Origin of the sequence: Marinobacter sp. DUT-3, assembly GCF_050379435.1 — a bacterium.
Classification (GTDB): domain Bacteria; phylum Pseudomonadota; class Gammaproteobacteria; order Pseudomonadales; family Oleiphilaceae; genus Marinobacter.
Map to the genome: position 1 here is coordinate 134,576 of NZ_JBNRMG010000001.1, position 23,744 is coordinate 158,319.

Below are 23,744 nucleotides of genomic sequence, written 5' to 3' on the forward strand. Positions count from 1 at the left end.
ATCGCGGCGCCGTTTCATGCACTACAGGAGGTACCCAATGGCCATAAGCAAATTGCTGATTGCCAATCGTGGGGAGATCGCCGTCAGGATTGCCCGGGCCTGCAAGGAGTTGGGCATCCGTTCGGTGGCTATTTTTTCCGAGGCGGATCGTTACGCCTTGCACGTCAAGAAGGCCGATGAGTCCCATCGCATCGGCAGTGATCCGCTCGCGGGCTATCTGAACCCGCACCACATCGTGAACCTGGCGGTAGAAACCGGATGTGATGCCCTGCATCCCGGTTACGGTTTTCTGTCCGAGAACGCCGAGCTGGCGGCAATCTGCCGGCAGCGCGGTATCACGTTTGTGGGACCATCCGCCGAGTCCATTGCTGCCATGGGTGACAAAACCCGGGCACGGCAAACGGCGTTGGCGGCCGGCGTTCCGGTAACGCCCGGTTCGGATGGCAATTTATCCGATGTGGAAGACGCGGTGAACCAGGCCGCCGCCATCGGCTATCCGGTGATGCTGAAAGCCACGTCCGGAGGCGGTGGCCGGGGGATTCGCCGCTGCGATAATGAGAAGGAACTGCGCCAGAATTACGAGCGGGTTATCTCGGAGGCCACCAAAGCCTTTGGCAGTGCCGAGGTGTTTCTGGAGAAATGCATCATCGAGCCCCGTCACATCGAAGTGCAGATTCTCGCGGACAGCCAGGGCTCCGTGGTTCATCTCTATGAACGGGACTGTTCGATCCAGCGGCGTAACCAGAAGCTGATTGAGGTGGCACCGTCACCCCAGCTGAACGACGAACAGCGTGAGTACATCGGACAACTGGCGGTGCGCGTGGCCCGGGAATGCGGTTACGTCAATGCCGGCACGGTGGAGTTCCTGCTGGATCATGACGGCAGCTTCTATTTCATGGAGATGAATACCCGGGTGCAGGTGGAGCACACCATCACCGAGGAAATCACCGGCATTGATATCATCAAGTCCCAGATTCGCATCGCCGCCGGGGAGCCGCTGGGGCTGAGCCAGAAAGACATCAGCCACCGTGGCTTTGCGGCCCAGTTCCGTATCAATGCGGAAGATCCGAAAAACGGGTTCCTGCCGAGCTTCGGACGTATCAGCCGCTATTACTCCGCCGGTGGCCCCGGGGTGCGGACCGACGCCGCCATGTACAGCGGCTACGAGATTCCACCGTACTACGATTCCATGTGCGCCAAGCTGATCGTCTGGGCCCGCGACTGGCCAGAACTGATTGAGCGTTCCCATCGGGCGCTGTCGGACATGGCCATTTACGGTGTGCAGACCACCATTCCCTATTACCAGCAGATCCTGGACCACCCGGATTTCCGGGCGGCCCGTTTTAACACCGGTTTCGTGGAACGCAACCCGCAACTGCTGGAATACAGCTCCAAGACCCGCCCTGAATCCGTTGCCGCCGCGATTGCGGCCGCTATTGCCTCCCAGGCGGGCCTGTAACTGAATATTGGAGAGAACGTTCATGAGTAAACGCAAGATTCATATTACCGACGTTATCCTGCGGGACGCCCATCAGTCCCTGATTGCCACCCGCCTGCGTACGGAGGATATGCTGCCGGCCTGCGAATGGCTGGACCAGGCCGGTTACTGGTCACTGGAATGCTGGGGTGGCGCTACTTTCGACGCCTGTGTGCGGTTCCTCAAGGAAGACCCCTGGGAACGCCTGCGCACCCTGCGCCAGGCTCTGCCCAATACCCGCCTGCAGATGCTGCTGCGCGGTCAGAACCTGCTGGGGTATCGTCACTACGGTGATGATGTGGTGGAAGCTTTTGTGGCGAAAGCCGCCGAAAACGGCATAGACGTGTTCAGGATCTTCGATGCCCTCAACGATGTGCGCAATCTGGAAACCAGCATCCGTGCCGTCAAACAGGCCGGTAAACACGCCCAGGGTACCCTGTGTTACACCGTCAGCCCGGTGCATAACACCGACACCTACCTGGAGCAGGCCAAAGCCATGGTGGATCTGGGCGTCGACAGTATTGCCATCAAGGACATGGCCGGACTGCTGACACCGGCGGCCACGGCGGATCTGGTAGGGCAACTCAAACAGCAGTTCACGGTGCCGGTGTTCCTGCATTCCCACACTACCTCCGGCATGTCGCAGATGTGTCAGTGGGCGGCAGTCGAGGCGGGGGTCGATCATATCGACACGGCGTTGTCCGCCTTTGCCGGTGGCACCAGCCATCCGCCCACCGAATCCCTGGTGGCGGCGCTGCACGATGCGGGCTATGAGACCGGGCTGGATCTGGCGTTGCTGGAGAAGGCCAACAACCATTTCCGCGACGTGCGCGGCAAATACCATCAGTTCGAGAGCGCCTATAACGGCGTTGATACCTCCGTACTGTTGTCCCAGGTGCCTGGCGGGATGATGTCGAACCTGGCCAACCAGCTCAAGGAGCAAGGCGCACTGGAGCGTATTCGTGACGTGTTCCAGGAGATCCCCAGGGTGCGGGAAGATCTTGGCTATCCGCCGTTGGTTACCCCCACTTCCCAGATCGTCGGTACCCAGGCGGTGTTCAATGTGTTGTCCGACAAGCGCTACGACACCATCACCAATGAAGTGAAGAAATACCTGCAGGGCTGGTATGGCAAGGCGCCGGCGCCGGTCAACGCCCAGCTGCAGCGCCGTGCGGTGGGCCAGGAGGAGCTGATTGATGATCGCCCCGCAGACCACATTCCCCATGAACTGGCCACGTTAAAGAACGATATAGGCCAGCTTGCGGCGTCCGACGAAGACGTTCTGACCTATGCCATGTTCCCGGATCAGGGGCGCAGCTTCCTCCAGCAGCGTCAGGACGGCACGCTGAAACCGGAACCCCTGGAGCCGAAACCGACGGCGCAGTCCGCCGGTGGCGTGTCCAGCGAGTTCCGTATCACCGTGCACGGGGAAACCTATGACATCCATGTGACTGGAGCCAACCCGGTCAATGAAACCGAACGGCGCTTCTTCATGACCGTGGACGGCATGCCGGAGGAAATTCACCTGGAATCCGTCGGTGACGTTTCCGAAGGCTCTCCGAAAAAACGGCGGGCCAACGCCTCCCGCGAGGGGCAGGTCACCACAACCATGCCGGGCAACATCGTGGACGTGCTGGTACAGCCGGGAGATACCGTCAGTGCCGGCGATCCGGTACTGGTGATCGAAGCCATGAAAATGGAAACCGAGGTCAAGGCGACGGTTTCCGGCAAGGTCTCGGAAGTCTTTATTGCCAAGGGCGACCGAGTGGTTCCCGGCGAGGTGCTGATCGAGATCGAGTAGGGTGCCTACTCAAAACCCGGGGGCGGGGTAAAACCCGCCAGACCTTCCTGCTCCAGCAGTTCCGCAAAACGGAGCGTGGTCAGGTCTTTCCCCGGGGCGCCAATCACCTGCACGTTGAACGGCAGTCCGTCCTTGCTGCGGCCAACAGGCACCGATGTGGCAGGCAGGCCGAGGAGCGTGGCGAAGGCAATCCAGCAGAACTGGTCCATATAGGCCCTGGGCTGACCAGCGACGGAGATGCGGCGCTTGAACACCGGGTGACTGTGATCATGGGGTATCGCCGTGGTGGGGGTGACCGGCGTGAGCAGCACGTCAAATTCCTCGAACAGGGTGTCTATCTCTGCGCGCATTTTCTCCCGCGTTTCACTCACCGCTATCCACTGGTGGACTGGCTGGTTCACGCCTCGCCCGTATTCGCCGATAAACGGGGTGAGTGGGCCCAGTAATTTCAGCCACTTTTCCAGGCGCGCCACCCAGAGCATCTGCCGCCGCTGGGCGGGCTTGAGGGACGTACTCAACAGGCTGCCCAGCAAGTTGAAGTAGGGCGGCAGGATATGTTCCAGGTTGAGCAGGGGGTGCCGGGCCTGTGCAACCAGGGCGCCCCGTTGTTCGAGTTCCCGCCCCAGGGTGCGGTAACCGTTGGTCAGCTCTTCCTCCACCGGGCAAAGCGGATCTTCCAGCCAAAGGCCAACGCGGGCCTGGTCCAGGGATGAAAAGGCGGCGGGCGCCATGTTCACCGACCAGCTGCGGGTTTCGAGTGGCGTGGGGCCGGCGATGACGCTCAGCAACAGTTGCAGATCCCTGGCGGTGCGGGCCAGCGGACCCCCTTCGGCCAGGTCCGGGCGGGACTGTGTGCCGGGCGGCCCCGGAATATGGCCGCGAAAGGACACCAGCGCCCTGGACGGTTTGTGACCGAATACCCCGCAGAAGTGGGCTGGCGTGCGGATCGAGCCCGCCAGGTCGCTGCCCACCTCCAGCGGGGTCATGCCGGCGGCCAGCGCCGCGGCGGCGCCACCGGATGAACCGCCGGGGGTGTGATCGCGGTTAAAGGGGTTGTTGGTCACGCCAAACAGTTTGTTGTAGCTCTGCAGATCGGTGGCGTAGATAGGGACGTTGGTCTTGCCGATAATGATGGCGCCAGCGTCCTCAAGGCGCTGGACCACATCGGCATGGTGTTGTGGCTGATGTTCCCGCAGTGCCGGCGCGCCCGCGGTGCAGGTCATTCCCGCCACTTCCCAGGTGTCCTTCAGGGTCAGGGGCAGGCCGTGCAGCGGGCCGAGGCTGGCGCCGGATGCGCGTTTGTCATCCGCCGCCCGGGCTTTCTTCAGCGCCTGTTGTTCGTCCAGGGTAACCACGGCATTGATGGTGTCGTTGTGATGCCGGACCTGGTCCAGAAAATGTTGTGTTACGGCTTCGCTGGTGAGTGTACCGTTGTTGAGTTCCTGTACAAGCTCATGAGCTGGCCGGTAGTGCAGGGCCTGTTGTGATGAAGGCATGGATCTCGACTCTTTTGCTGTTGTTATGGCAATTCTTCGCGCCAGTGTTTGACTCGCACCTGGGTCTTGACCGCATCCAGGATTTCCAGGATCAGGTTGATCAGTGCTTCGTTTGCGACGGATTCTGCCCGGGCGTCGTCCGGATCAGGCATGAACACGTTGACGATGTCTTCAATGAAGGCGTGGTTGGACGCAGACGCCAGGTCCTCGAGGATCTGGTGAATAACGTTGGCCACGATATCGCCTACCGCTTCTTCGAGGGTTTCCTGGATGGTGGGGCCCACCACCGGCAGGTACTTTAGCCGTGACAGTTCAAGGTTTTGTTTGAGGGCGCTGTCCACCCGGTCTTCCAGATAGCTTCGCAGCGCCCCGCGGTTGGGTACATAACCTTCCTGGGCTGCCTGGGCCACCCGTTGTGAAATCCAGTCCGTCAGCATGTCCTTTCGCGGATAGACGATGTCGTGCTGGATGCGTTCAAACAGCGGCGAACCTCGCTTTACCTCCTGTTGCACGCCGGACAACACCTTGAGCACGATGCGGTCCGACAGCTCTTCCATGAAGGCCTCATAGTAGAAGTTCACGAACTGGTACACGCGCATGCTGGTGACGTCGATAATCTTGTACTGATGCAGCCGGTAAACAATAGAGATAACCCGCAGGATCCGCAGGAAGCGGAAGCTGCCGACCGGGATACAACCTACCAGGTCATACCAGTGGATGAAGGGGTAGAAATACCAGCGGTCGTAAACACTGGCCTTCACTGCGTATCCCCAGCGAAGGAAGAATTCGGTGAGAAAGATGCTGACGAAGATCAGGTCATAGAACAGGAAGTTTTCGTGGATCGGCTCGTAAAGGCCATGAAATCCTGGCGTATGTTCCGCGAAAAAGCCTTCAATGGCGCTGAAGGCGTAGACGGAATCAAAAATGATCAGGGACAGGTTGGCGATAAGCAGGCCCAGCATCAGGAAGTCGATGATGAGCCAGATCGTCTGGTGACTGGTCTTGAGATTTTCCCGGTTGATTTTCAGCATTCAGGTGCCTGAATTCCTGTGAATTTTCACACAGGTTAGCCTATTTCAACTCTGCGGACGACTTCCCGAGCAACCGGCGGGCGATGATCAGCAGCTGAATTTGCTGGGTGCCCTCGAAAATATCGAGAATTTTTGAGTCACGGGCCCATTTCTCAAGCAGTTCGGTTTCGCCATAGCCCAGGCTGCTACACAGTTCCACGCAGCGTAGGGTAATGGTGTTGCCTACGCGTCCGGCCTTGGCCTTTGCCATCGAAGCTTCTTTGGAGTTGGGCAGGCCGTTGTCAGCCATCCAGGCGGCCCGCAGGGTGAGCAACCGGGCGGCCTCCAGTTCTGCTTCGAGCAGGTGAAGCTCGCGTGTTACGGCGGGCTGGGTCCAGGTCTGGGAGCTGTAGCTGAGGTCGATGCCAGTCCGTTCCACTATATCCCGGGTGCGCTCGAGCGCGGCGCGGGCCACGCCAATGGCCATACCGGCCACCACCGGGCGGGTGTTGTCAAAAGTCTGCATGGCGCCGGCAAACCCCTTGTCGACGCTGATTTCCGGATCCCCCAGCAGGTTTTCCTTCGGTACCCGACAGTTTTCGAAGCGGATGGCGGCGGTATCGGAAGCGCGGATGCCCAGCTTCTTCTCCAGACGCTCAACGGTCATGCCGGGGGTGCCTTTCTCAACCACGAAGGATTTGATGGCGGCCCGCCCCTTGTTGCGATCAAGGCTGGCCCAGACCACGACGGCGTTGGCCCGCTCGCCGGCGGTCACGTAGATTTTCTCACCATTGATCACGTAGTGGTCGCCATCCTCCCTGGCCGTGGTGCGGATGGCGGCGGAGTCGGACCCGGCTCCGGGTTCGGTAATGGCCATGGCCGCCCAGGTGTCGCCCAGCCGCGCCAGTTGTTGTTCGCTGGCAACGGCGGCGATGGCGGAATTGCCCAGCCCCTGGCGCGGGATGGATAAGGCCAGGCCGACATCGCCCCAGCACAGTTCCGTCAATCCCAGTACGGTTTTCATATTAGTGCCATTGCGATTGCCCGATCCGCCACCGTTGTCACCGGAGCGCGCCAGCTTGCCGGCGCCGGCGCCGCCATCCGGCGCGCCGTCGTTCATGCCGTCCATAATGGAGGCAAACATGTCCAGTTCCTTAGGGTAGGCGTGTTCCGCCCGGTCGTATTTGCGGGAAATGGGGCGGAAGACTTCCTGGGCGACCTGCCGGGCCTGGTGAACAATCGGGGTAAATTTTTTCGGTATTTCCAGGTTCATGGTGCTACTCCAGTGTTGTTCAGGCTCAGGCGTGGACGCCGCCGGTGTGGGTGGCGACGGAGCGCAGGTCGCGATACCAGCGCTCAACCGGGTGTTCTTTCACGAAGCCATGGCCACCGAGCAACTGGACGCCGTTGGTGCCGATTTCCATGGCTTTTTCACCGCACAGCAGTCTGGCCAGGCTGGCCTCCCGCTGGAAAGTCTGGCCGGTTTCCGCGCGACTGGCTGCACGCCAGGCGAGCATGCGCATGCTGTCTGTCTCGATGGCCAGGTTGCTGATCATGAATGCCACCGACTGACGGTGGCTGATGGGTTCGCCAAACGCTTCCCGCTCATTGCAGTAAGGAATGACGTAATCCAGCACGGCCTGGCAGGTGCCGATGGCCAGGCCACAGCGCAACAGGGCACCGAGGTCCAGAAAAGCCTGGTAATCAAAGTCGTCATCGCCCAGCAGCGCGTCGGTGGCCACTTCAACGTTGTTCAGGGTGAGCGTTACCGGCTGGGCCGCCCGCAGTCCCATGGTGGGGGCGGCCTGGTGTGTCATACCCGGGGTGCCGGCTTCCACAATAAACAGACGCGGCCGGCCGTTGAGTGCAGCGGCGATCAGCAACAGATCACTCTGGGCACCCAGGATGACACCGTTTTTTTCGCCATTCAGCCGGTATCCGCTGTCTGTGGTTTCGGCCGTGGTGGTCAGGTTGAGCGGGTCAAACAGCGCCCTAGGCTCGTCGATGGCGATGGTGGCGACCGGCGGGCGCTCCTCGCAAAACGCTGGCAGGTACCGGGACTGCTGTTCGCCCGTGCCCCAGCGGGTAATGGCCTGGGCAACACTGAATGGCGCCAGCAGGGCAATCGCCAGCCCCATATCGCCCCACGCCAGTTGTTCTGCGATCAGAACGCTGGTGACGGGGGACCGGGTTTCGGCAACGCCGCCAAATTCCGTTGGTACGGCGTAAAGGGTCAATCCCAGTTCTGTTGTAGCGTCGAATACATCGGCGGGCAGGGCTCCGGCCTCATCGGCATCCGCCGCGGCCGGTTTCAGGGTATCCCGCGCCAGGCGGTGCAGGCTGTCGACGATCATCTGTTGGTCGTCATCCAGCGTAAGATCAAACAGGGCAGGTGCAGGTTTGCCGGGCAGGCGTTTCCTGGGCAGCCAGTTGGAGACCCGTTTGAATTCACGGCCAGCGAGAGCAAGGGTACGGAAACCGACCCGGGTGCCGTGATAGGCGGTTCTCTCGGTGGTAGTACGCAGGCCAAAGCGGTCCAGCAGCGGGTTGGCTGCAAGGCGGTTCATCATGGACAGGGCAAGTCCTATGGGATCCCTTGTCATCGTCAGTCTCCTGTGGAAGCGCGCGGGAACCCGGCGCTCCTGTTACTATCAGATAGATTGTTATTGGATAGAATCTGGTCTGATCATGGGCGTGTCGACGGCGGGAGCCATTGGCAAAACCCGCGTTGCTGGTGGTCGGTCCGGTCAATCCGTTAAACTTGCTCGTGCTGGCGCCTTCTTTCCTCATTCATAAGACGATTCAAAAACGGATGTTCTCTCATACCAGACAAGTTCGGTTTCCAGGCGCACTGCTTTGGTGTTTTCTGTGGTTGTTTCCGGTGCCGGTCCTGGCGAACCAGGTGGTGGTGAAAGTTGAAGGTGACTTTCCTCAATTGCAGGACAATGCCGACGTATTTGTCGGCGAAGTTGAAGGACGAAGTGCAGATAACCTGCGCCGTTACGCCAGTACTGCGAAGAAGCAGGTACAGCAGGCGCTGAAGGCGCTCGGCTACTACAATCCCATCATTGAGTGGAGCGTGGCGGAAGGTGAGGGGGAGGACGCGCTGTCCGAACTGACATTGACGGTGGTACCCGGCGAGCCGGTGCGCATCGCCTCCCGCGAAGTGGTGATTGAAGGCCCGGCATCGGATGATGGCGGCTTTCTGGGCGCCATACCGGAGTCACCGGCGGAGGGGGACGTGCTGAACCACGGTCAATACAGCTCCCTGCGGCAGTCGATCCAGAACCGCGCCCGGGTGCTGGGCTATTTTGACGGGGAGTTTGTCACCCGCAAGCTGGAGGTGGATCCGGAAAAAAGAACCGCGAACATTGTCATCCGTTTTCGCAGCGGAGAGCGGTACCGGCTTGGGGAGGTGAGCTTTGCAGAGGGGCATGGGTTTGAGAACGACCTCCTTGAACGGTTTGTCACCTTTGCTCCCGGGCAACCTTTCCATGCCGATGAAATTGCCAGGTTGAGCCGGGATCTGTCCAACAGCGGTTACTTTTCCGGAGTGGACATTGATGCGTCTCCCGGCAGTGCCGAGAACCGGGTCATTCCGGTCACGATCAACCTGAGGACTCGTCCGCCCAGGTCCGTTGCGGCCGGTGTGGGGTTCTCCACGGACGTTGGCCCGCGTCTCCGGGGCAACTGGCGAGAGCACTGGATCAACCCCATGGGCCATCGCCGGGGCGCGGAAACAGAATTGTCCGGCCCACGCCAGAGCCTCAGTACCTGGTATGAGCTGCCCCTGGATCCGCCGATGACAGATTCCATCCGCCTGAGCGCAGGGTATCAGCGTGAGGATATTGAGGATGTGGAATCCGAAAGGCTCACCTTCGGTCAGCAGTGGCAGCATCAGCTGGATTCAGAGTGGATGCAGGTGGCCTCCCTGCGATGGGAGGGCGAACGCTTTCGGATCGGTGACGGTGAAGAGGACACGAGTAGCCTGTTGCTGCCGGGGTTGGGCTATTCAAAACTGCACGCCAACTCGCCACTGGATCCTTCACGGGGGTATCGGGTCCAGTTCGACGTGACCGGAGCGCACCGGGAAGTATTGTCCGATGCGGATATTCTCCATGTAAGCTTTCTGGTCCGGGGGCTGTATACCCTGGCCAACAAACACCGGTTCCTGGCGCGTTTCCAGATGGGAGGGGTGGCCACCAATCGTTTTGATGACGTGCCGCCGTCATTGCGTTTCTTTGCAGGCGGGGACCAGAGCGTGCGGGGGTATGGCTACGAAACCCTGTCACCGGAAGATGAGGACGGCGTGGCCGTTGGTGGTCGTTACCTGATGGTGGGCAGTGTCGAATACCAGTATGAATTCATACAGAACTGGCGGGTGGCCGCTTTTGTCGATAGGGGCAACGCGGTGGACGACCTGCTCGATCCGCTGGCGACCGGGGCAGGCATGGGCATTCGCTGGGTGAGCCCGGTGGGGCCTTTGCGCCTGGATATCGCCAAGGGGTTGGATGATGAATTTGGTGGTGACTGGCGGATTCACTTCTCGATGGGGCCGGAGCTGTGACGGACGTGGAAAGGGAATCAACAACAGAGCCTGAGAGCCAGGGCACCGCCGATCACGGTAGCAAGCGTCGCAGTTGGCGTTTCTGGCTGTTGGTTGTGGTACTGACGGTTGTCCTGCTGCCGATTATCCTGGTCGCCATAGCGCTGGTGGTGCTGCGCTCTGAGGCTGGTACGGCGTGGGTGCTTGATCAGGTGCCAGGACTGCAGACCGAAGGAGACAGGGGGTCTCTGTTTGGTTACTGGGAAGCCGAATCGGTCCGGTGGCAGGGTTATGGTGTCGGACTTCGCCTGGATGCGGTGGTGGTGGACTGGTCCCCGGGCTGCCTGTTCAGCAAGGAATTGTGCCTGGACACCCTCCATGCCGATGCTATTGATCTGAAACTGCAACCTTCATCGGAACCGGAAGAGCCCCGGGAAGATATCGATCTGCCGCTGGTCAACCTGCCGTTGGGTGTGCGAATTGGCGACGTGCGTTTGGGCCCGTTCACCATGAATGACGGCAAGGTCTGGGACCAGCTGGAATTGCAAGCCGGCGGATCCGGGACCGACTGGGTGATCGACCGGGTGAATTACCGTCTGGACGAGATTGCCGTGGACGCCGCCGGACGCCTGGAAACCCGTGGTGACTGGCCGCTGGACCTGAACGTGGATGTGTCGCTGCCGCCCCCCGGAGGCGATAACTGGCAACTGGCCCTGAACCTGACAGGCAGCGCCAGGGATCTCAGGGTGTCCGGACGCAGCAGCGGTTACCTCGCAGCCGCCATTGAAGGTCGGCTCGCACCACTGGATAAACGTTTGCCCGCCAGGCTCAATCTCCAGTCGCCGTCGTTCCTCGCACTGGATACCCTGCCACCGACCCTGATCCTGGAAGACTGGCAACTGTCTGTTAATGGCAGCCTTGAAGAAGGCTTCGTTACCCGCTCCACGACCACATTGCCGGGTACGCGGGGGGGGATTGAAACCTCGCTCCGTGGCTTGCTGACGACCACCGGCGTATCGGACCTGGTGTTGGAGATGGCCGGGCCCGGTGAGGGTTCGGAACAAGGCACCCTGCAGGTTCAGGGGGATGTAAGCTGGGAGGAAACCCTGAGTGCGACTGCCAACATCGGTCTGGAGTCTTTCCCCTGGTACAGCCTGATTCCCGACTTCGAGGAGCCGCCGGTTGCTCTTCGTCGCCTGGAGGGCGAGGTCTCCTATAGTGATAACCGCTACAACGCCCGGCTGAACGCTGCCGTGTCTGGCCCCCTGGGGGATGCGGATCTTGAGACGGCCCTGGAGGGTGACCTGGAAACGGTGTCACTGACCAACCTGACGGTCAGGACCGGTGCCGGCTCTCTTACCGGTGATGCGGATATCGATTTTGCCGGGCAACTGGCCTGGAATGCCGGCCTGACCCTCGATGAGTTTAACCCCGGATACTGGGTGCCGATCCTCGAGGCCAACCTGAGCGGCGATCTCAACAGCCAGGGGAAACTGGCGGATGATGGGCTACCGGACATGGTAGCCGACTGGGAGATTTCCGGTACCTGGCAGGATAAGCCGGCCACGACCAGCGGCGAGCTGAAAGCTGTGGCGGGTGTCTGGGATGTCGCGGGCCTGAACCTTGAGGTTGGCAAAAACCGGATCCATGGTCGTGGCCGTTGGGGCTCCGAGATTGCCGGTAACCTGGATATCCAGGTGCCGGAGCCGGACATCCTGGTACCTGGGCTGGCGGGGGAGTTGAGGGCGTCTCTGACGGTCAGCGGAAGTCCCGAAGATCCCCAGGGCGAGGTGAGCGTTACCGCAAATGACCTGGTATGGCAGGACAAGGTGGCCATCTCGAATGCAGAGGTCAAAGCCAGTCTTGCCAGTGGCCTGGTTTTGGACGCCAGCGCAAGAGCGGATGCCATCCGCGCGGGTGGCCAAAGCCTGGAGCGAGTGGAGCTGGACCTGTCGGGCACGCAGCAGGAGCACCGGTTAACGGTTCGCGCAGTCCATGAAGAAGCTGACCTCAAACTGGCTCTGGCGGGCGGCGCTGGTGAAGCCTGGGACAGCTGGCGTGGTTTCCTCGACAGCGGTGAGCTCGACCTGCCGGGCCAGTCCCAGACCTGGACCCTGGAGCAGCCAGCGCAACTTGAGTATGACAACCAGGGCACGCTGGCTCTGGGCGCCCATTGCTGGCGCTGGCAGGACAGCTCGATCTGTGGGGAAGACCAGACGCTGATGCCGAATCCGCAAGTGGCTTACCGGGTGAGTAACTTTCCGTCCCAGTCCCTTGCCTCGCTGCTCCCGGAAACCCTGCGCTGGCGTTCGCGGATCAACGCCAATATCAATCTGGCCATGACGGACCAGGGCCCGGATGGTTCGATTGCCCTCGACGCGGGGGCTGGCGAGTTCGAGGTGCTGGTTCAGGAGGACTGGGAAACATTACGCCACGAGACTTTTACCATGAATGTGGATATGAAGCCGCAAGTGGCGGATGTGGCTTTGCGGCTGTCCGGGCCGGAACTCGGGGATTTTGCCGTCAACCTGTCGGTTGATCCGACTGCCGGGAACCGCACTGTCAGTGGTGATTTCAGTCTGGAGGGACTGGATATTGCGCTGGCTGGCGTTGTTGCCGGCCTGGACGAAGTCGAGGGCGAAATCAATGGGCAGGGGCAGCTGTCCGGACCGCTGATGAAACCGGCGGTCAATGGTGAAATCGCCCTCAGCGGTGGTCGTTTTGTGGATCCTTCGCTGCCTCTGCCACTGGAAGACGTGGTGCTCGCGCTGACGCTGAAGGGTTACTCAGCGGATCTGAGTGGTCGCTGGAAGAGCAATGACCGCAGCGAAGGCAGGTTGTCTGGCGAGCTGTCCTGGGAAACATCGCCGGCCGTGGAGGTGACCATCACCGGGGACCGCCTGCCAGTGACTTATGACCCCTATGCCCGGGTGGAGGTTGCGCCGGATATTACCCTGGCTTATCGGGACGGAGATTTGTCGGTCACCGGACGAGTGGACGTGCCCAGGGGTGAAATCGAAGTGCAGGCGCTTCCGGAACAGGCGGTGTCGGTGTCAGAGGATGAGGTGATTGTGGGAGTGGAACAGGACGAACCCGCCGTTCGGTCCCTCAACATGGATGTCACCGTGGTGGTAGGGGAGGACCAGGTCACCTTCGCCGCGTTCGGGGTGACCGGCGACCTTGAGGGCACGCTGCGTATTGGCAATGACATGGATACCCGGGGATCGCTGCAGCTCAGGAACGGGCAGTACGAGGCCTACGGTCAGGAACTGGAGCTGCGCCGGGCACGGATAGTGTTTGTCGGGCCGCTTACCGAGCCATATCTGGATATTGAAGCGGTACGCCATGTGGATACCGTGGTTGCCGGGATTCGGCTCAGTGGGCCGGTCAGTGAACCGAAAACGGAAGTCTTCTCCGAGCCCTCAATGCCTCAAAGCGATGCCCTGTCTTACGTCATCCTCGGAAGACCGCCCCAGGGCCGGGGAGATGAAGGGCAAATGAGTCGTGCGGCGCTGTCGCTGGGACTTACCCAGGCCAGTAAACTCACTCAGGGAATCGGGGATGAACTGGGTATTCGCAACCTGATGCTGGAAGCGGAAGGCACGGGGGACGAGGCATCCGTTGTTGCCAGTGGTTACATCACCGATGAGCTCAGCCTGCGGTATGGGGTGGGTATCTTCGAGCCCATTACCACGGTGGCGTTGCGGTATGATCTGGGCCGTTACTTCTATCTGGAAGCAGCCAGTGGCCTGGCTGCTTCCCTGGACATCTTCTACACCCGGGACTTTTAATCCAGCTCGAACGTGGCGCTGACGCTGGCCTGGAGTTCCCGGTCTCCAACACTGGATACCGCATCCGAGCGGGATTTGGCTTCCGCCATCATCATTGGCATGGGCCGGTGGCCGCCATTGACGCTGATGTTGACCACATCACCGCAGCTCTGGTCGAGCTGGCTGGCGACAAACTCACAACGGGATCTGGCATCGGCAATGGCTCGTGCCAGGGCCTCTTTTTCGAGTCCCTGCTCGTCGGAATGGTAAAAGTTCCCGGCGCCGAGGTGGTAGTCCAGCCCCAGTTTCTGGGCCTGTTCCAGCAATGGGTTGAGCAGCGTCAGGTCGTCAATCGTGAAGCTCACGGTTTGCGAGGCCACGGCCATTTTCCGGGGTTCCTGATCACGCTCCTGGACCGGCAGGGTGCGGGTGTACAGGGTGACGTCGGCATCGCTGTAATCGTTGAGCTGGTCCCGGTACTCACCGATGCTGTCACGCCACTGCCCCATCAACTCATTGACCTTGTCCGAGGCCTTGGCAGGCAGGTTGTGCTCGGCACTGGCCGTGAACTGGAGGCGGGCGCTATCGGGGGCGTATTTTACCGAACCCTCGCCGCTCAGGCTCACTTCCCCGGCCTGTGCGGCCAGCGGAATCAGGGTAGCGGCCAGGCCGGTTACGAAATGCCTTTTAAGTGCATAAAACATGGTCAGATCTCCGTTCTGGTTACAGTTGTCAGGTTGCTTCGTCGGTTTCTTCTTCCAGGCGCTCGAGCTTTCGTGCCCGGGCAGCATGGACAAAGTGGCTGAAGATGCGGCGATGGCCGCCGTGGTAAAGCAGGTATTCCGGGTGCCATTGCACGCCCATCAACCACTGGTGGCCGGTGTTTTCGATGGCCTGCACAAAGTGGTCATTGTCCAGGGCGACCACTCTCAGACCACGCCCCAGGCGTTTGATTGCCTGGCTGTGGATCCGGTTGGCGCCGATGACCGGGCTATGCATCAGGCGGCCGAGCCGGGAGTTCTTCACCAGCCTCACCGTTTGCATGGGTAGCAACAGTGGCCGGTGACGAGTGTTTATCCGCAGCGGGGTGACGTTCTGGCACAGCGAGCCGCCGTGGAACACGTTGATGAACTGTGCGCCCCGGCAGATGCCAAGCACCGGGATGTAGAGCTGTTCCGCCCTTGCCAGCAGCTTGTGATCGGTCTGGTCGCGCCGGTGGTCGTAACGGGCGGTCACGGTCGGCTGTTGGCCGTAGAGCTCCGGGTGAACGTGAGTGCCGCCCGACAGTACCAGCCCATCCAGCAAGGCAACGTCTACCCTGGAGCCGGGGCGAATATAGTGGATCTTCGCCCCGTGCAAACGCAGCGCCAGACTGATCAGGCGGTGTGCGGTGCTGCGCCTTGCGGGCCCACTGATGCCGATGGTCAGCCCCGGCTGTTCGGGTGCTTCGTCGATAGGGTCAGACATAGTCCCTGTTACGCAGCCATTGCTCACAGGTATCAAGCCAGCTCAGAGTGAGATTGCGAATGCTCAGTTTGCGGCTTTGCCGGAACATTTCTCTCAGCTCCGCCAGATCCTCGGCGTTATTGGCCAGTTGTTCCAGCACCACCCAGTCATTCCAGACGGTGGAAAAGTGCCACCGTGGATTGTCGATATCACAGTCCGGCAAGCGGTAGTGCAGGGTTGGCCGGCTCTTGATGCGCTCATCTTCGACAAATTCCGCCAGCACTGCTTTATCCAGGTGGGCGAACAGCGGCAGCAGATCCAGCGCCTTATTGCGGGTAGGGTTGTACTTCAGGTAATCCCGCATCAGCTGTTTGATATCCGGAGCGTAGTCACCGGCAATCAGCATGTCCGTGTAGGTGCTGCTCCAGGGTTCAATATAGCTGGTGAACTTGCGACTGATGTCAATCTGATGTCTGGATTTCAGCCAGTCATACAGGATGGCGAACGCCTGGAGATAACGCACCAGGGTGTCCGCCCCGAGATCCGGAAGTTCCGGGTTAAGCTGCAGGCCAAAGGCATAGTAAAGGGCCTCTCGGCTGCCGAGGGCGCCGGCCTTTCTGAGTTCGTCGCACAGTGCTTCCACCCGCTCAAGTGACGTGAAAGGCAGCGGCGGGCTGACAATCTCCAGTGGAACGATCTTTTCCGCTGCGGCATCAATGAACTCCATGGCCTGACCGCCAAGTTCCCGCATGGACTGCGGCAGCCTCTCATCCTGAAGGTCCAGATCCTTGATAGGGTCGGAATCCAGCTCGATAGTGAACTTGCCCAGATCGGTGTCCAGCTCCGCCACATAGCGGGAGGCTTGGCGGGCTTGCCCGGACAGGAGTTTTTCGCTCAGTTGCACCAGGGTTTCGTAACTCAGTCCGGACAGTTCAATTTCAACGCCAACACGGCGTTCTTCGCCGGATTCGGTCCTGAGAATGTCTGGCATCCTGCATGCCTTTTGGTCGCTCATTCCTGTGCCTCCTCAATGGGTTGGCCTTACCATATCACAGACCGTATGTGGTGCATCCCGGCGCATGCTGACAAAAAATACAGGAACTGATCTTTACACTGGATAAAACACTGTATATAGTCAAATCACTGTATATAAAGACAGGGATAACGGGGCAACCGCATGAAGCTGACAGCAAGACAAACCCAGGTACTGGATATCATTCGGCGTTACGTTGACGAAACCGGGTATCCGCCTACCCGCGCGGAAATTGCAGCAGAACTCGGTTTTCGTTCCGCCAATGCTGCAGAGGAGCATCTCAGGGCGCTGGCCCGCAAGGGCGCCATCGAGATGGTGCCGGGGGCAAGCCGGGGTATTCGTCTGCCGGAAGCGGAGGAGGACCCCGGCCTGCCAGTGATCGGTCAGGTCGCAGCGGGCAGTCCGATCCTTGCCCAGGAGCACATAGAGGATCACTGCACCCTGCAGCCGGACTTCTTCTCTCCGTCGGCGGATTACCTGCTACGGGTTCGCGGTATGAGCATGAAGGACATTGGCATTCTTGACGGCGACCTGCTGGCGGTTCATCGCACCCAGGATGTGCATAACGGACAAGTGGTGGTGGCCCGGGTCGGGGAGGAAGTGACGGTCAAGCGCTTCCGCAAGGATGGTGCAAAGGTATACCTGATCGCAGAGAACGAGGAGTTTGAACCGATCGAGGTGGACCTCTCGGAACAGGAACTGTTCATCGAAGGGCTTGGTGTTGGTGTTATCCGTCGCTCGGACATGCACTGATCCGCAACGGTCAACTTGAAGGCGAGGCGTATCATGGAACAACTCAGTTTTAACCAGAATCTGGCTTATTCACCGGCAGCCTGTGGCTACCAGGCGTCTGCCAGGCATTCGGGGAAATCGTCCGTTGTTCGCACGGGACCTGCCAGGGCCCGGCGAGCAGACCCAGCGTCTGCGCCGGTCACTGGCAACGTCACCGAGATTATCCTGCCGGAAGGCCAGGTTGAGAATTTTCAGCTATTGTTGCCGATGCTGACCCAGCTCAACCAGGAAAAACGCTGGTTGGCCTGGATTGACCCGCCCCAGGCCCTGGTCAGTAAATGGCAGAAGATGCACGGTATCGTTGCCGGTGAATTACTGGTGTTGAGATCCACGCCGGATTACCCGGCGCGCGATCTGGCTGAGCGTGCACTCAGCGCCGGTACCTGTCACGCGGTCGTGATGTGGACCCGGAAGCTCAGCCGGGAAGCCCTGGAGACGCTGCAAAAGGCGTCCGCCCAAGGGAACAGTCACGGAGTCGTCTTGCGCCAGCGCTGATGATGCGCTGGCCGGGGGTGAAGTCAGTGAAGTGTGTAGGAAGGCTGGACGTCCTGGGTTTCCAGTTCATCCTCTTCCCAGTCGATATCGTGGGTGACGTTGCCAACCGCCTCGATGCCGGCGGCAATCATGGCTTTGGCTACCGCCATGTCGCGGTCTTCCATCATTTCGCGTGCTTCTGAAGAGAATGAAATGCGTACCAGCGGTGCGGCATCGTCATCAATGCGACGCAGGGCATAATCGCCATCGCTCAGTTGTACGATTTCAAAAAAAGATGGTGACATTCAAATAACCTTTCTGTTGATTCCTACCCTGCTGTGTCATGCGATTTACCACTCGCTGTGACGGTCTTCCAGGGTGTCAGCGAATTGTTTGAGCGCGTCGAGCAATGTGTTAAGTCCTTGTGACGACCGATCTGGTCCCGTTTCCGCAGAAACTGCAATAATGTTCTCCGCGCTGACCGTTTTCCGTGTGGCTGGCGGCTTGCCCTGGGCGGCATCCAGTTGATCCAGAAGATTCCACCAGCTTCCAGGTTGATGAGCCAATGCCAGCAGTTCCGCGATTTCCGGCAACTCGGTTCCCAGTAGTGATGCCAAGGCTGCCAGAGATTCCGGCTCTTCGTTTTTCTGCTGGTATATGCGGGCGACCATAACCAGCAGTAGACTGCGGGCGCGCAACGCCAGCTCAATGGTTCCCTGGATCGCTGCTTCCCGTTGCAATGCCCGATGCGGGTCAGCGGTGTTCGCGTCGCTATCGACCTGGCGCAGCAAGGTCCTGGCCATAAACAGTTTTTGCGATACCAGTGAATGCCACTGTGATGCCATGGTTTCCTGCCAAACGGGTTGGGCGCGCAAAAGCGAGACAAGAGTGCGCTTCAGATTAATTTGACAGTCTACCATTTTCAGCGATGGATTTCCTCCCCCGTGTTGCTACCTATAGGTTTAACAAGAAAACACAAACATTAAGTTGAAACGATCGTTTGAATTTGGCAAAAAGGCTGCCCATTGAACGACATTTGCACGATTTTGATGTGTTGCCAGGGTGGGTCGCCTTGCAGTGTGTTGCGGGGTGTCATCGGTATAACGGAGGTAAGTGAGGGATGCGTAAGCAATTGGTTACAGGCGTTGCCGTATTGGCGTTGTTTGTAAGCGGCCAGGCGGCAGCGGCTGTCAGTGTGTCCGAGGCGCGGAAGCTGGACAGTGAACTGACCCCGGTGGGGGCCGAAAAGCAGGCGAACGCTTCTGGCAGCATTCCGGAGTGGACGGGTGGATTATCGCAACCACCGGCAGGCTGGGAGCCCGGTAGCGTCGAAATTAACCCTTTCCCGGAAGACGAGCCGTTGTTTGTGATTACCCGGGGGAATCTTGACCTGTACCGTGACAAGCTGACCGACGGCCATGTCCGTATGCTTGAACAGTACGGCCCGGATTTTTTCATGCCGGTCTACCAGACGCGTCGTACTGCCGCTTTTCCTGACCAGGTGTATGACAAGTTCCGCGAGAATGCCGTCTCCGCCGAGTTGCTGGACAACGGTAATGGCGTCAGGGACACCATCATGACGAGCCCGTTTCCGATTCCGAAGAATGGCCTGGAGGTGATCTGGAACCACATCCTGCGTTATCGCGGTGAGGAGATTTCCTTCCGCAGTGCCTCTGCAACGCCCCAGGTCAACGGTTCGTTCAATCAGGTGGTCAACGAGTACGATTATTTCTTCGCCTACAGCCGCAGCGGCGCGGACCTGGATGACATCGACAACAAGATCTTCTACCTGAAGACCGACACCATCGCGCCATCCAATCTGGCGGGAACCATTACGCTGGTCCACGAAACCCTCGACCAGATCCGCTCGCCCCGGCTGGCCTGGCGCTACGATGCCGGATCCCGCCGCCTGCGCCGCTCTCCGAACCTGGCCTATGAAACCGACTTACCGAACTCTTCCTCCCTGCGCTCGGTTGACCAGAAGGACATGTACAACGGTGCGCCCAATCAGTACAACTGGGAGCTCAAGGGCAAGCGGGAAATCTTCGTTCCCTACAACGCCTACAAGCTGCACGATGGCGAGGTCCGCCCCGATGATGTGATTCGCCCTGGCCATATCAACCAGGAACTGACGCGTTACGAACTGCACCGGGTGTGGGTGGTGGAAGCTGTCCTGCGTACGGGCATCAGCCATATATACGCTCGCCGGGTCTTTTATGTGGATGAAGACAGCTGGCAGATCCTGGCGTCCGAGGAGTACGATGCCGAGGGTAATCTGTGGCGCGTTTCCGAAGCTCACAATATCAGTTATTACAGTGAGCCGGCGTTCTGGACTACCATGGAGATGACGTACGATCTTAAAGCCAAACGCTACTACATTGACGGCCTGGATGACGGCTTCCCCGCGTACAACTTCAACCCGGGGTTCCGTGGCAACCAGTTCACCGCCTCTGCCGCCCGACGGGCTGCGCGCCGGTAGTGAGGACGCCGGGCGGGAGAGCATCTTCCGCCCGCAGTCGGGGTCGCTCTGGTAAGCACAGGAGAATCATGAATGACAGGAACCCCGAACCATCTCAAGGTCATGGACCAACTGATCGAGGCGCTTGCCGGTGCGCTGGCCGATAAGGACTGGGATCGACTGGCGGAGCTCAATAGCCAGGTAAAGGCTACGGTTGAGCCTGTGATGGCGCAACTGGAAGCGGGTGAGGTGTCGGTGGAGCCGGTCAGGGAGCGTCTGGAGCGTCTCCAGACCTTCTGCGACGCCGCCAGCGACGGGGCAGCGGAATCTCGTCAGGAGGCGGAACAGGCCCTGAAAGGAGTGAACCGTAACAAGAATGCAGCCCGCGCGTACCAAAGCGTTTCAACAAACCGCTCCAAATAGCGTCATAAAATTGACTCCCGGGCTCTTAGGGTCTTAAATACCGCACAAATCCTTCCAAGAGATTCATGTGGATGTCCAAAAATAACAAAGTGCTGGTGCTGAGCGAGGACGAATCCCGCCGCCACGATATTGTTACCGTTCTGGAGTTTATTGGCGAAGAACAGATATTTTCAGGCGAAGACGCTCGTACACTGCTGGCCAGCGGCGACTCTGAGGCGCTGGCTTCCATCAGCGTGGTCATCCTGAATGGTGAAGACCGGCAGATCAGTGAAACCGTGTCTGATCTGTGCAGCAAGCTTCAGGGTGTTCCCCTCCTGATGATAGGCGATCCGCCGCTGAAAGGCGTATCCGAAGATGATCGCGGGCGTATCATCGCCCGGATGTCATGGCCCCTGACGTACACCAAGTTCGTGGACTCGCTCTACCGTGCCCAGATCTACCACGACCAGTTCACCCGCTCCCAGAAGCGCGGCCAGCAGCGCGGCCTGCAACTGTTCCGTAGCCTCGTTGGCACCAGTCGTACCATTCAGTCAGTGCGCGAGCTGATGCAGCAGGTGGCCGATAAGGAAGTCAGTGTATTGATCACCGGCGAGTCCGGCACCGGCAAGGAAGTGGTTGCACGAAACCTGCACTACCACTCCAGTCGCCGTGAAAAGCCTTTTGTCCCGGTGAATTGCGGTGCGATCCCCGCCGAGTTGCTGGAAAGTGAACTGTTCGGTCACGAAAAAGGCGCCTTCACAGGCGCAATCACGGCACGGGTCGGGCGGTTCGAAATGGCCGAAGGGGGCACCCTGTTCCTGGATGAAATCGGCGACATGCCCCTGAATATGCAGGTGAAAATCCTGAGGGTGCTGCAGGAACGCACGTTTGAGCGCGTTGGCAGCAACCGCACCCTGTCTGCCGACGTCAGGGTGATTGCGGCCACCCACAAGAATCTCGAAGACATGATCGAAACCGGAGACTTCCGCGAAGACCTCTATTACCGTCTCAACGTCTTCCCCATTGAGATGCCATCGTTGCGGGATCGCGTCGAAGACATACCGTTGCTGATCAACGAACTGATCTCACGCATGGAAAAGGAGAAGCGCGGTTCGTTGCGATTGAATTCCGCCGCCATCATGAGTCTGTGCCGACACGAGTGGCCGGGCAACGTGCGGGAGCTGGCCAACCTGGTGGAGCGCCTGGCGATCATGCACCCTTATGGCGTCATCGGCGTTCAGGAGCTGCCCAAAAAGTTCCGCTACGTGGACGACTATGACGAAAACCGACCCATCGAGGATTCCGGCATGCCGTCCGGCATTCCGGGATTGGTGGGCCTGGATGCGCCGGCCTTGCTGCCGGTCAATGGCATCGACCTGAAGGACTACCTGTCGAACCTTGAAAAGCAGCTGATTCAGCAGGCGCTGGATGAGGCCAGTGGTGTGGTTGCTCGTGCTGCGGAGAAGCTGCGGATTCGGCGGACGACTCTGGTGGAGAAGGTTCGCAAGTATGGGCTTCGAGAGGGGGAGTCCGAGGACTCCTGACTCTCCACTCCCCAGTCAAATCATCCCGCAAAGTACATAGAATCGAAGGCGTCAAAGGTTTGTAACCCGAGGCGCCGTCGTCGTTTCTGGCCGACGTAAAATCGTCGTTTCCAGGCTGGTGATTTTTCTTTCCTGCTGAAATATAAACAAAAATTCAAGTTGGCATGATGCTGGCTTGAGTCCCCCGAAAAGAAATCATCCGTAGAGTTTGACCCGGTGTTCGGGTGAGTCAGGGGACGAGTTTATGAGTCAGCTACAGTTTGTTGTTCAGTCTTCCGCGAAGCAGGCGCAGACCAACGCCGCGGCGGATGTTAACGACAAGGTTACCGCTCTGTTTCCGGAACAGGACGACGAGGCTGTGGGTTCGGCCCTCGAACTGTTTAACCAGATGTCGCGACAGATTACCGACTCCTACCGCACGCTGGAATCCCGGGTGAACCAGCTGTCCGGAGAGCTGACCGCAGAATCGCTGCAGCGCCAGCAGGAGTTGGAAGAGAAGGAAGAACTCGCAGACCGGCTGTCGACGCTGTTGACTGCGCTACCTGCCGGCGTTGTCGTGCTGGACAGCCAAGGTGTGGTCACCCAGACCAACCCCGCGGCAATCAGCCTGCTGGGAGAGCCCTTGGATGGCGAGCGCTGGGTGGATGTGATCCGCCGCTGTTTCGCGCCGCGCCGGGACGATGGTCACGAAGTGTCCCTGAAAGACGGCCGGCGGGTCAGTATCGAAATCCGGACCATGGAAAACCAGCCGGGGCAGCTGATACTGCTGACCGACCTGACAGAAACCCGTCACCTGCAATCACAGCTTGCTCACGCACAGCGACTGTCGGCCATGGGTAAAATGGTGGCCTCCCTCGCGCACCAGATTCGCACGCCATTATCCGCCGCTATTCTCTATGGTGGCCATCTCAGCCAGGAAGACCTCGACGAAGAGATGCGCCAGCGCTGCGCGTCCCGGTTGATGTCACGGCTGACACATCTGGAACAGCAGGTGCGTGACATGCTGATCTTTGCCCGCGGGGAAACCCGGCTGGCAGAAGAGCTGTCTGCTGAGACGCTGGTCAGTGCCCTGGGGTCCGCGCTGGACGGATTGAAACTGGCGGCCGGGGTGAACGTTCATCTGGACAGCCAGGTCGACGACTGCCGGGTTATGTGTAATCGCGATGCTCTGGTCGGCGCCTGTACCAATCTGGTGAACAACAGCGTGGAAGCCGGTGCAACCCGGGTTGTGGTTCAGCTGGTTCCTGTGAAAGGCGAGTTGATGATTCGTGTTGCGGACAACGGTCCGGGGTTTGAAACCGGCCAGGCCGGACAGCTGATGGAAGCGTTCTACACCACCAAGTCTCACGGTACTGGCCTGGGGCTGGCCGTTGTTCAGGCAGTGGTAAAAGCGCACCAGGGGCGGTTTGCCATTGAATCCCCGGAGCAGGGGGGGGCGGTGGCGACCCTGACCCTGCCGCTCGTTGGTTAATCAAGAACAATCATTGGAGGCAAC

19 protein-coding genes are annotated in these 23,744 nt (G+C 59.7%); 10 read left to right on the forward strand and 9 right to left on the reverse strand.

Going from position 1 to position 23,744, the window contains the following annotated elements:
* Positions 1-37: 37 nt before the first annotated feature.
* Both ACQUWM_RS00625 and oadA read left to right on the forward strand, forming a co-directional pair.
* Complete coding sequence (locus ACQUWM_RS00625; RefSeq protein WP_428920838.1) at positions 38-1,459, forward strand: acetyl-CoA carboxylase biotin carboxylase subunit; 1,422 nt, start codon at positions 38-40, stop codon at positions 1,457-1,459.
* Positions 1,460-1,481: 22 nt separating this feature from the next.
* On the forward strand, positions 1,482-3,278 hold the full coding sequence (gene oadA, locus ACQUWM_RS00630) for a sodium-extruding oxaloacetate decarboxylase subunit alpha (protein ID WP_428920839.1): 1,797 nt from the start codon (positions 1,482-1,484) through the stop codon (positions 3,276-3,278).
* A gap of 5 nt (positions 3,279-3,283) precedes the next feature.
* On the opposite strand, the gene ACQUWM_RS00635 is transcribed toward oadA, so the two are convergent.
* Genes ACQUWM_RS00635 through ACQUWM_RS00650 form a run of 4 tightly spaced genes read right to left on the reverse strand, consistent with a single transcriptional unit; the run spans position 3,284 to position 8,387 of the window.
* Entirely contained in the window at positions 3,284-4,774 is a 1,491-nt protein-coding gene (locus tag ACQUWM_RS00635; protein WP_428920840.1) for an amidase, read from the reverse strand.
* A gap of 23 nt (positions 4,775-4,797) precedes the next feature.
* Positions 4,798-5,805 (reverse strand): hypothetical protein, encoded by a 1,008-nt coding sequence (locus ACQUWM_RS00640; RefSeq protein WP_428920841.1) that lies wholly within the window; start codon positions 5,803-5,805, stop codon positions 4,798-4,800.
* A gap of 40 nt (positions 5,806-5,845) precedes the next feature.
* The gene (locus ACQUWM_RS00645) at positions 5,846-7,057 is read right to left on the reverse strand and encodes an acyl-CoA dehydrogenase family protein (RefSeq protein ID WP_428920842.1); all 1,212 of its coding nucleotides are present in this window, start codon (positions 7,055-7,057) and stop codon (positions 5,846-5,848) included.
* A 25-nt stretch (positions 7,058-7,082) separates the two neighbouring features.
* Positions 7,083-8,387, reverse strand: coding sequence for an acyl-CoA dehydrogenase family protein (locus ACQUWM_RS00650; RefSeq protein ID WP_428920843.1), 1,305 nt, complete (start codon positions 8,385-8,387; stop codon positions 7,083-7,085).
* A gap of 278 nt (positions 8,388-8,665) precedes the next feature.
* Here ACQUWM_RS00650 and ACQUWM_RS00655 point away from each other — a divergent pair, with 278 nt between their 5' ends.
* Complete coding sequence (locus tag ACQUWM_RS00655) at positions 8,666-10,351, forward strand: autotransporter assembly complex protein TamA (protein WP_428920844.1); 1,686 nt, start codon at positions 8,666-8,668, stop codon at positions 10,349-10,351.
* A 5-nt stretch (positions 10,352-10,356) separates the two neighbouring features.
* Positions 10,357-14,121, forward strand: coding sequence for a translocation/assembly module TamB domain-containing protein (locus ACQUWM_RS00660; RefSeq protein ID WP_428920845.1), 3,765 nt, complete (start codon positions 10,357-10,359; stop codon positions 14,119-14,121).
* On the opposite strand, the gene ACQUWM_RS00665 is transcribed toward ACQUWM_RS00660, so the two are convergent.
* The 3 genes from ACQUWM_RS00665 to ACQUWM_RS00675 are packed head-to-tail and all read right to left on the reverse strand — an operon-like array spanning position 14,118 to position 16,561.
* The gene (locus tag ACQUWM_RS00665) at positions 14,118-14,804 is read right to left on the reverse strand and encodes an SIMPL domain-containing protein (protein ID WP_428920846.1); all 687 of its coding nucleotides are present in this window, start codon (positions 14,802-14,804) and stop codon (positions 14,118-14,120) included. The two genes, ACQUWM_RS00660 and ACQUWM_RS00665, sit on opposite strands and share 4 nt — an antisense overlap.
* 28 nt (positions 14,805-14,832) lie before the next feature.
* The gene (locus tag ACQUWM_RS00670) at positions 14,833-15,567 is read right to left on the reverse strand and encodes a gamma-glutamyl-gamma-aminobutyrate hydrolase family protein (protein WP_407001023.1); all 735 of its coding nucleotides are present in this window, start codon (positions 15,565-15,567) and stop codon (positions 14,833-14,835) included.
* The gene (locus tag ACQUWM_RS00675) at positions 15,560-16,561 is read right to left on the reverse strand and encodes an amidoligase family protein (RefSeq protein ID WP_428920847.1); all 1,002 of its coding nucleotides are present in this window, start codon (positions 16,559-16,561) and stop codon (positions 15,560-15,562) included. Before ACQUWM_RS00675 ends, ACQUWM_RS00670 begins: the two co-directional genes overlap by 8 nt.
* A 162-nt stretch (positions 16,562-16,723) precedes the next feature.
* Between ACQUWM_RS00675 and lexA the strand changes: the two genes are divergently transcribed.
* Together lexA and ACQUWM_RS00685 are read left to right on the forward strand one after the other, a co-directional pair.
* Positions 16,724-17,332, forward strand: coding sequence for a transcriptional repressor LexA (lexA, locus tag ACQUWM_RS00680; protein ID WP_407001025.1), 609 nt, complete (start codon positions 16,724-16,726; stop codon positions 17,330-17,332).
* Positions 17,333-17,365: 33 nt separating this feature from the next.
* Positions 17,366-17,866 carry a cell division inhibitor SulA gene (locus tag ACQUWM_RS00685; protein ID WP_406988205.1) on the forward strand — a complete coding sequence of 167 codons (501 nt, stop codon included), beginning with the start codon at positions 17,366-17,368 and terminating at the stop codon, positions 17,864-17,866.
* Between the two features lie 23 nt (positions 17,867-17,889).
* On the opposite strand, the gene ACQUWM_RS00690 is transcribed toward ACQUWM_RS00685, so the two are convergent.
* Both ACQUWM_RS00690 and ACQUWM_RS00695 read right to left on the reverse strand, forming a co-directional pair.
* On the reverse strand, positions 17,890-18,150 hold the full coding sequence (locus tag ACQUWM_RS00690; protein ID WP_406988203.1) for a hypothetical protein: 261 nt from the start codon (positions 18,148-18,150) through the stop codon (positions 17,890-17,892).
* Positions 18,151-18,195: 45 nt separating this feature from the next.
* Positions 18,196-18,690 (reverse strand): DUF6586 family protein, encoded by a 495-nt coding sequence (locus ACQUWM_RS00695; protein ID WP_428920848.1) that lies wholly within the window; start codon positions 18,688-18,690, stop codon positions 18,196-18,198.
* Positions 18,691-18,965: 275 nt separating this feature from the next.
* Between ACQUWM_RS00695 and ACQUWM_RS00700 the strand changes: the two genes are divergently transcribed.
* The 4 genes from ACQUWM_RS00700 (at position 18,966) to ACQUWM_RS00715 (ending at position 23,720) form a co-directional block, all read left to right on the forward strand.
* Positions 18,966-20,324: a DUF1329 domain-containing protein gene (locus ACQUWM_RS00700; RefSeq protein ID WP_428920849.1), complete on the forward strand. Its 1,359-nt coding sequence runs from the start codon at positions 18,966-18,968 to the stop codon at positions 20,322-20,324.
* Positions 20,325-20,396: 72 nt separating this feature from the next.
* The gene (locus tag ACQUWM_RS00705) at positions 20,397-20,726 is read left to right on the forward strand and encodes an SOS cell division inhibitor (protein ID WP_428920850.1); all 330 of its coding nucleotides are present in this window, start codon (positions 20,397-20,399) and stop codon (positions 20,724-20,726) included.
* Positions 20,727-20,797: 71 nt separating this feature from the next.
* Positions 20,798-22,249, forward strand: coding sequence for a sigma-54 dependent transcriptional regulator (locus ACQUWM_RS00710; RefSeq protein ID WP_407001030.1), 1,452 nt, complete (start codon positions 20,798-20,800; stop codon positions 22,247-22,249).
* 244 nt (positions 22,250-22,493) lie between these two features.
* Positions 22,494-23,720, forward strand: coding sequence for a sensor histidine kinase (locus tag ACQUWM_RS00715; RefSeq protein ID WP_428920851.1), 1,227 nt, complete (start codon positions 22,494-22,496; stop codon positions 23,718-23,720).
* Positions 23,721-23,744 lie beyond the last annotated feature (24 nt).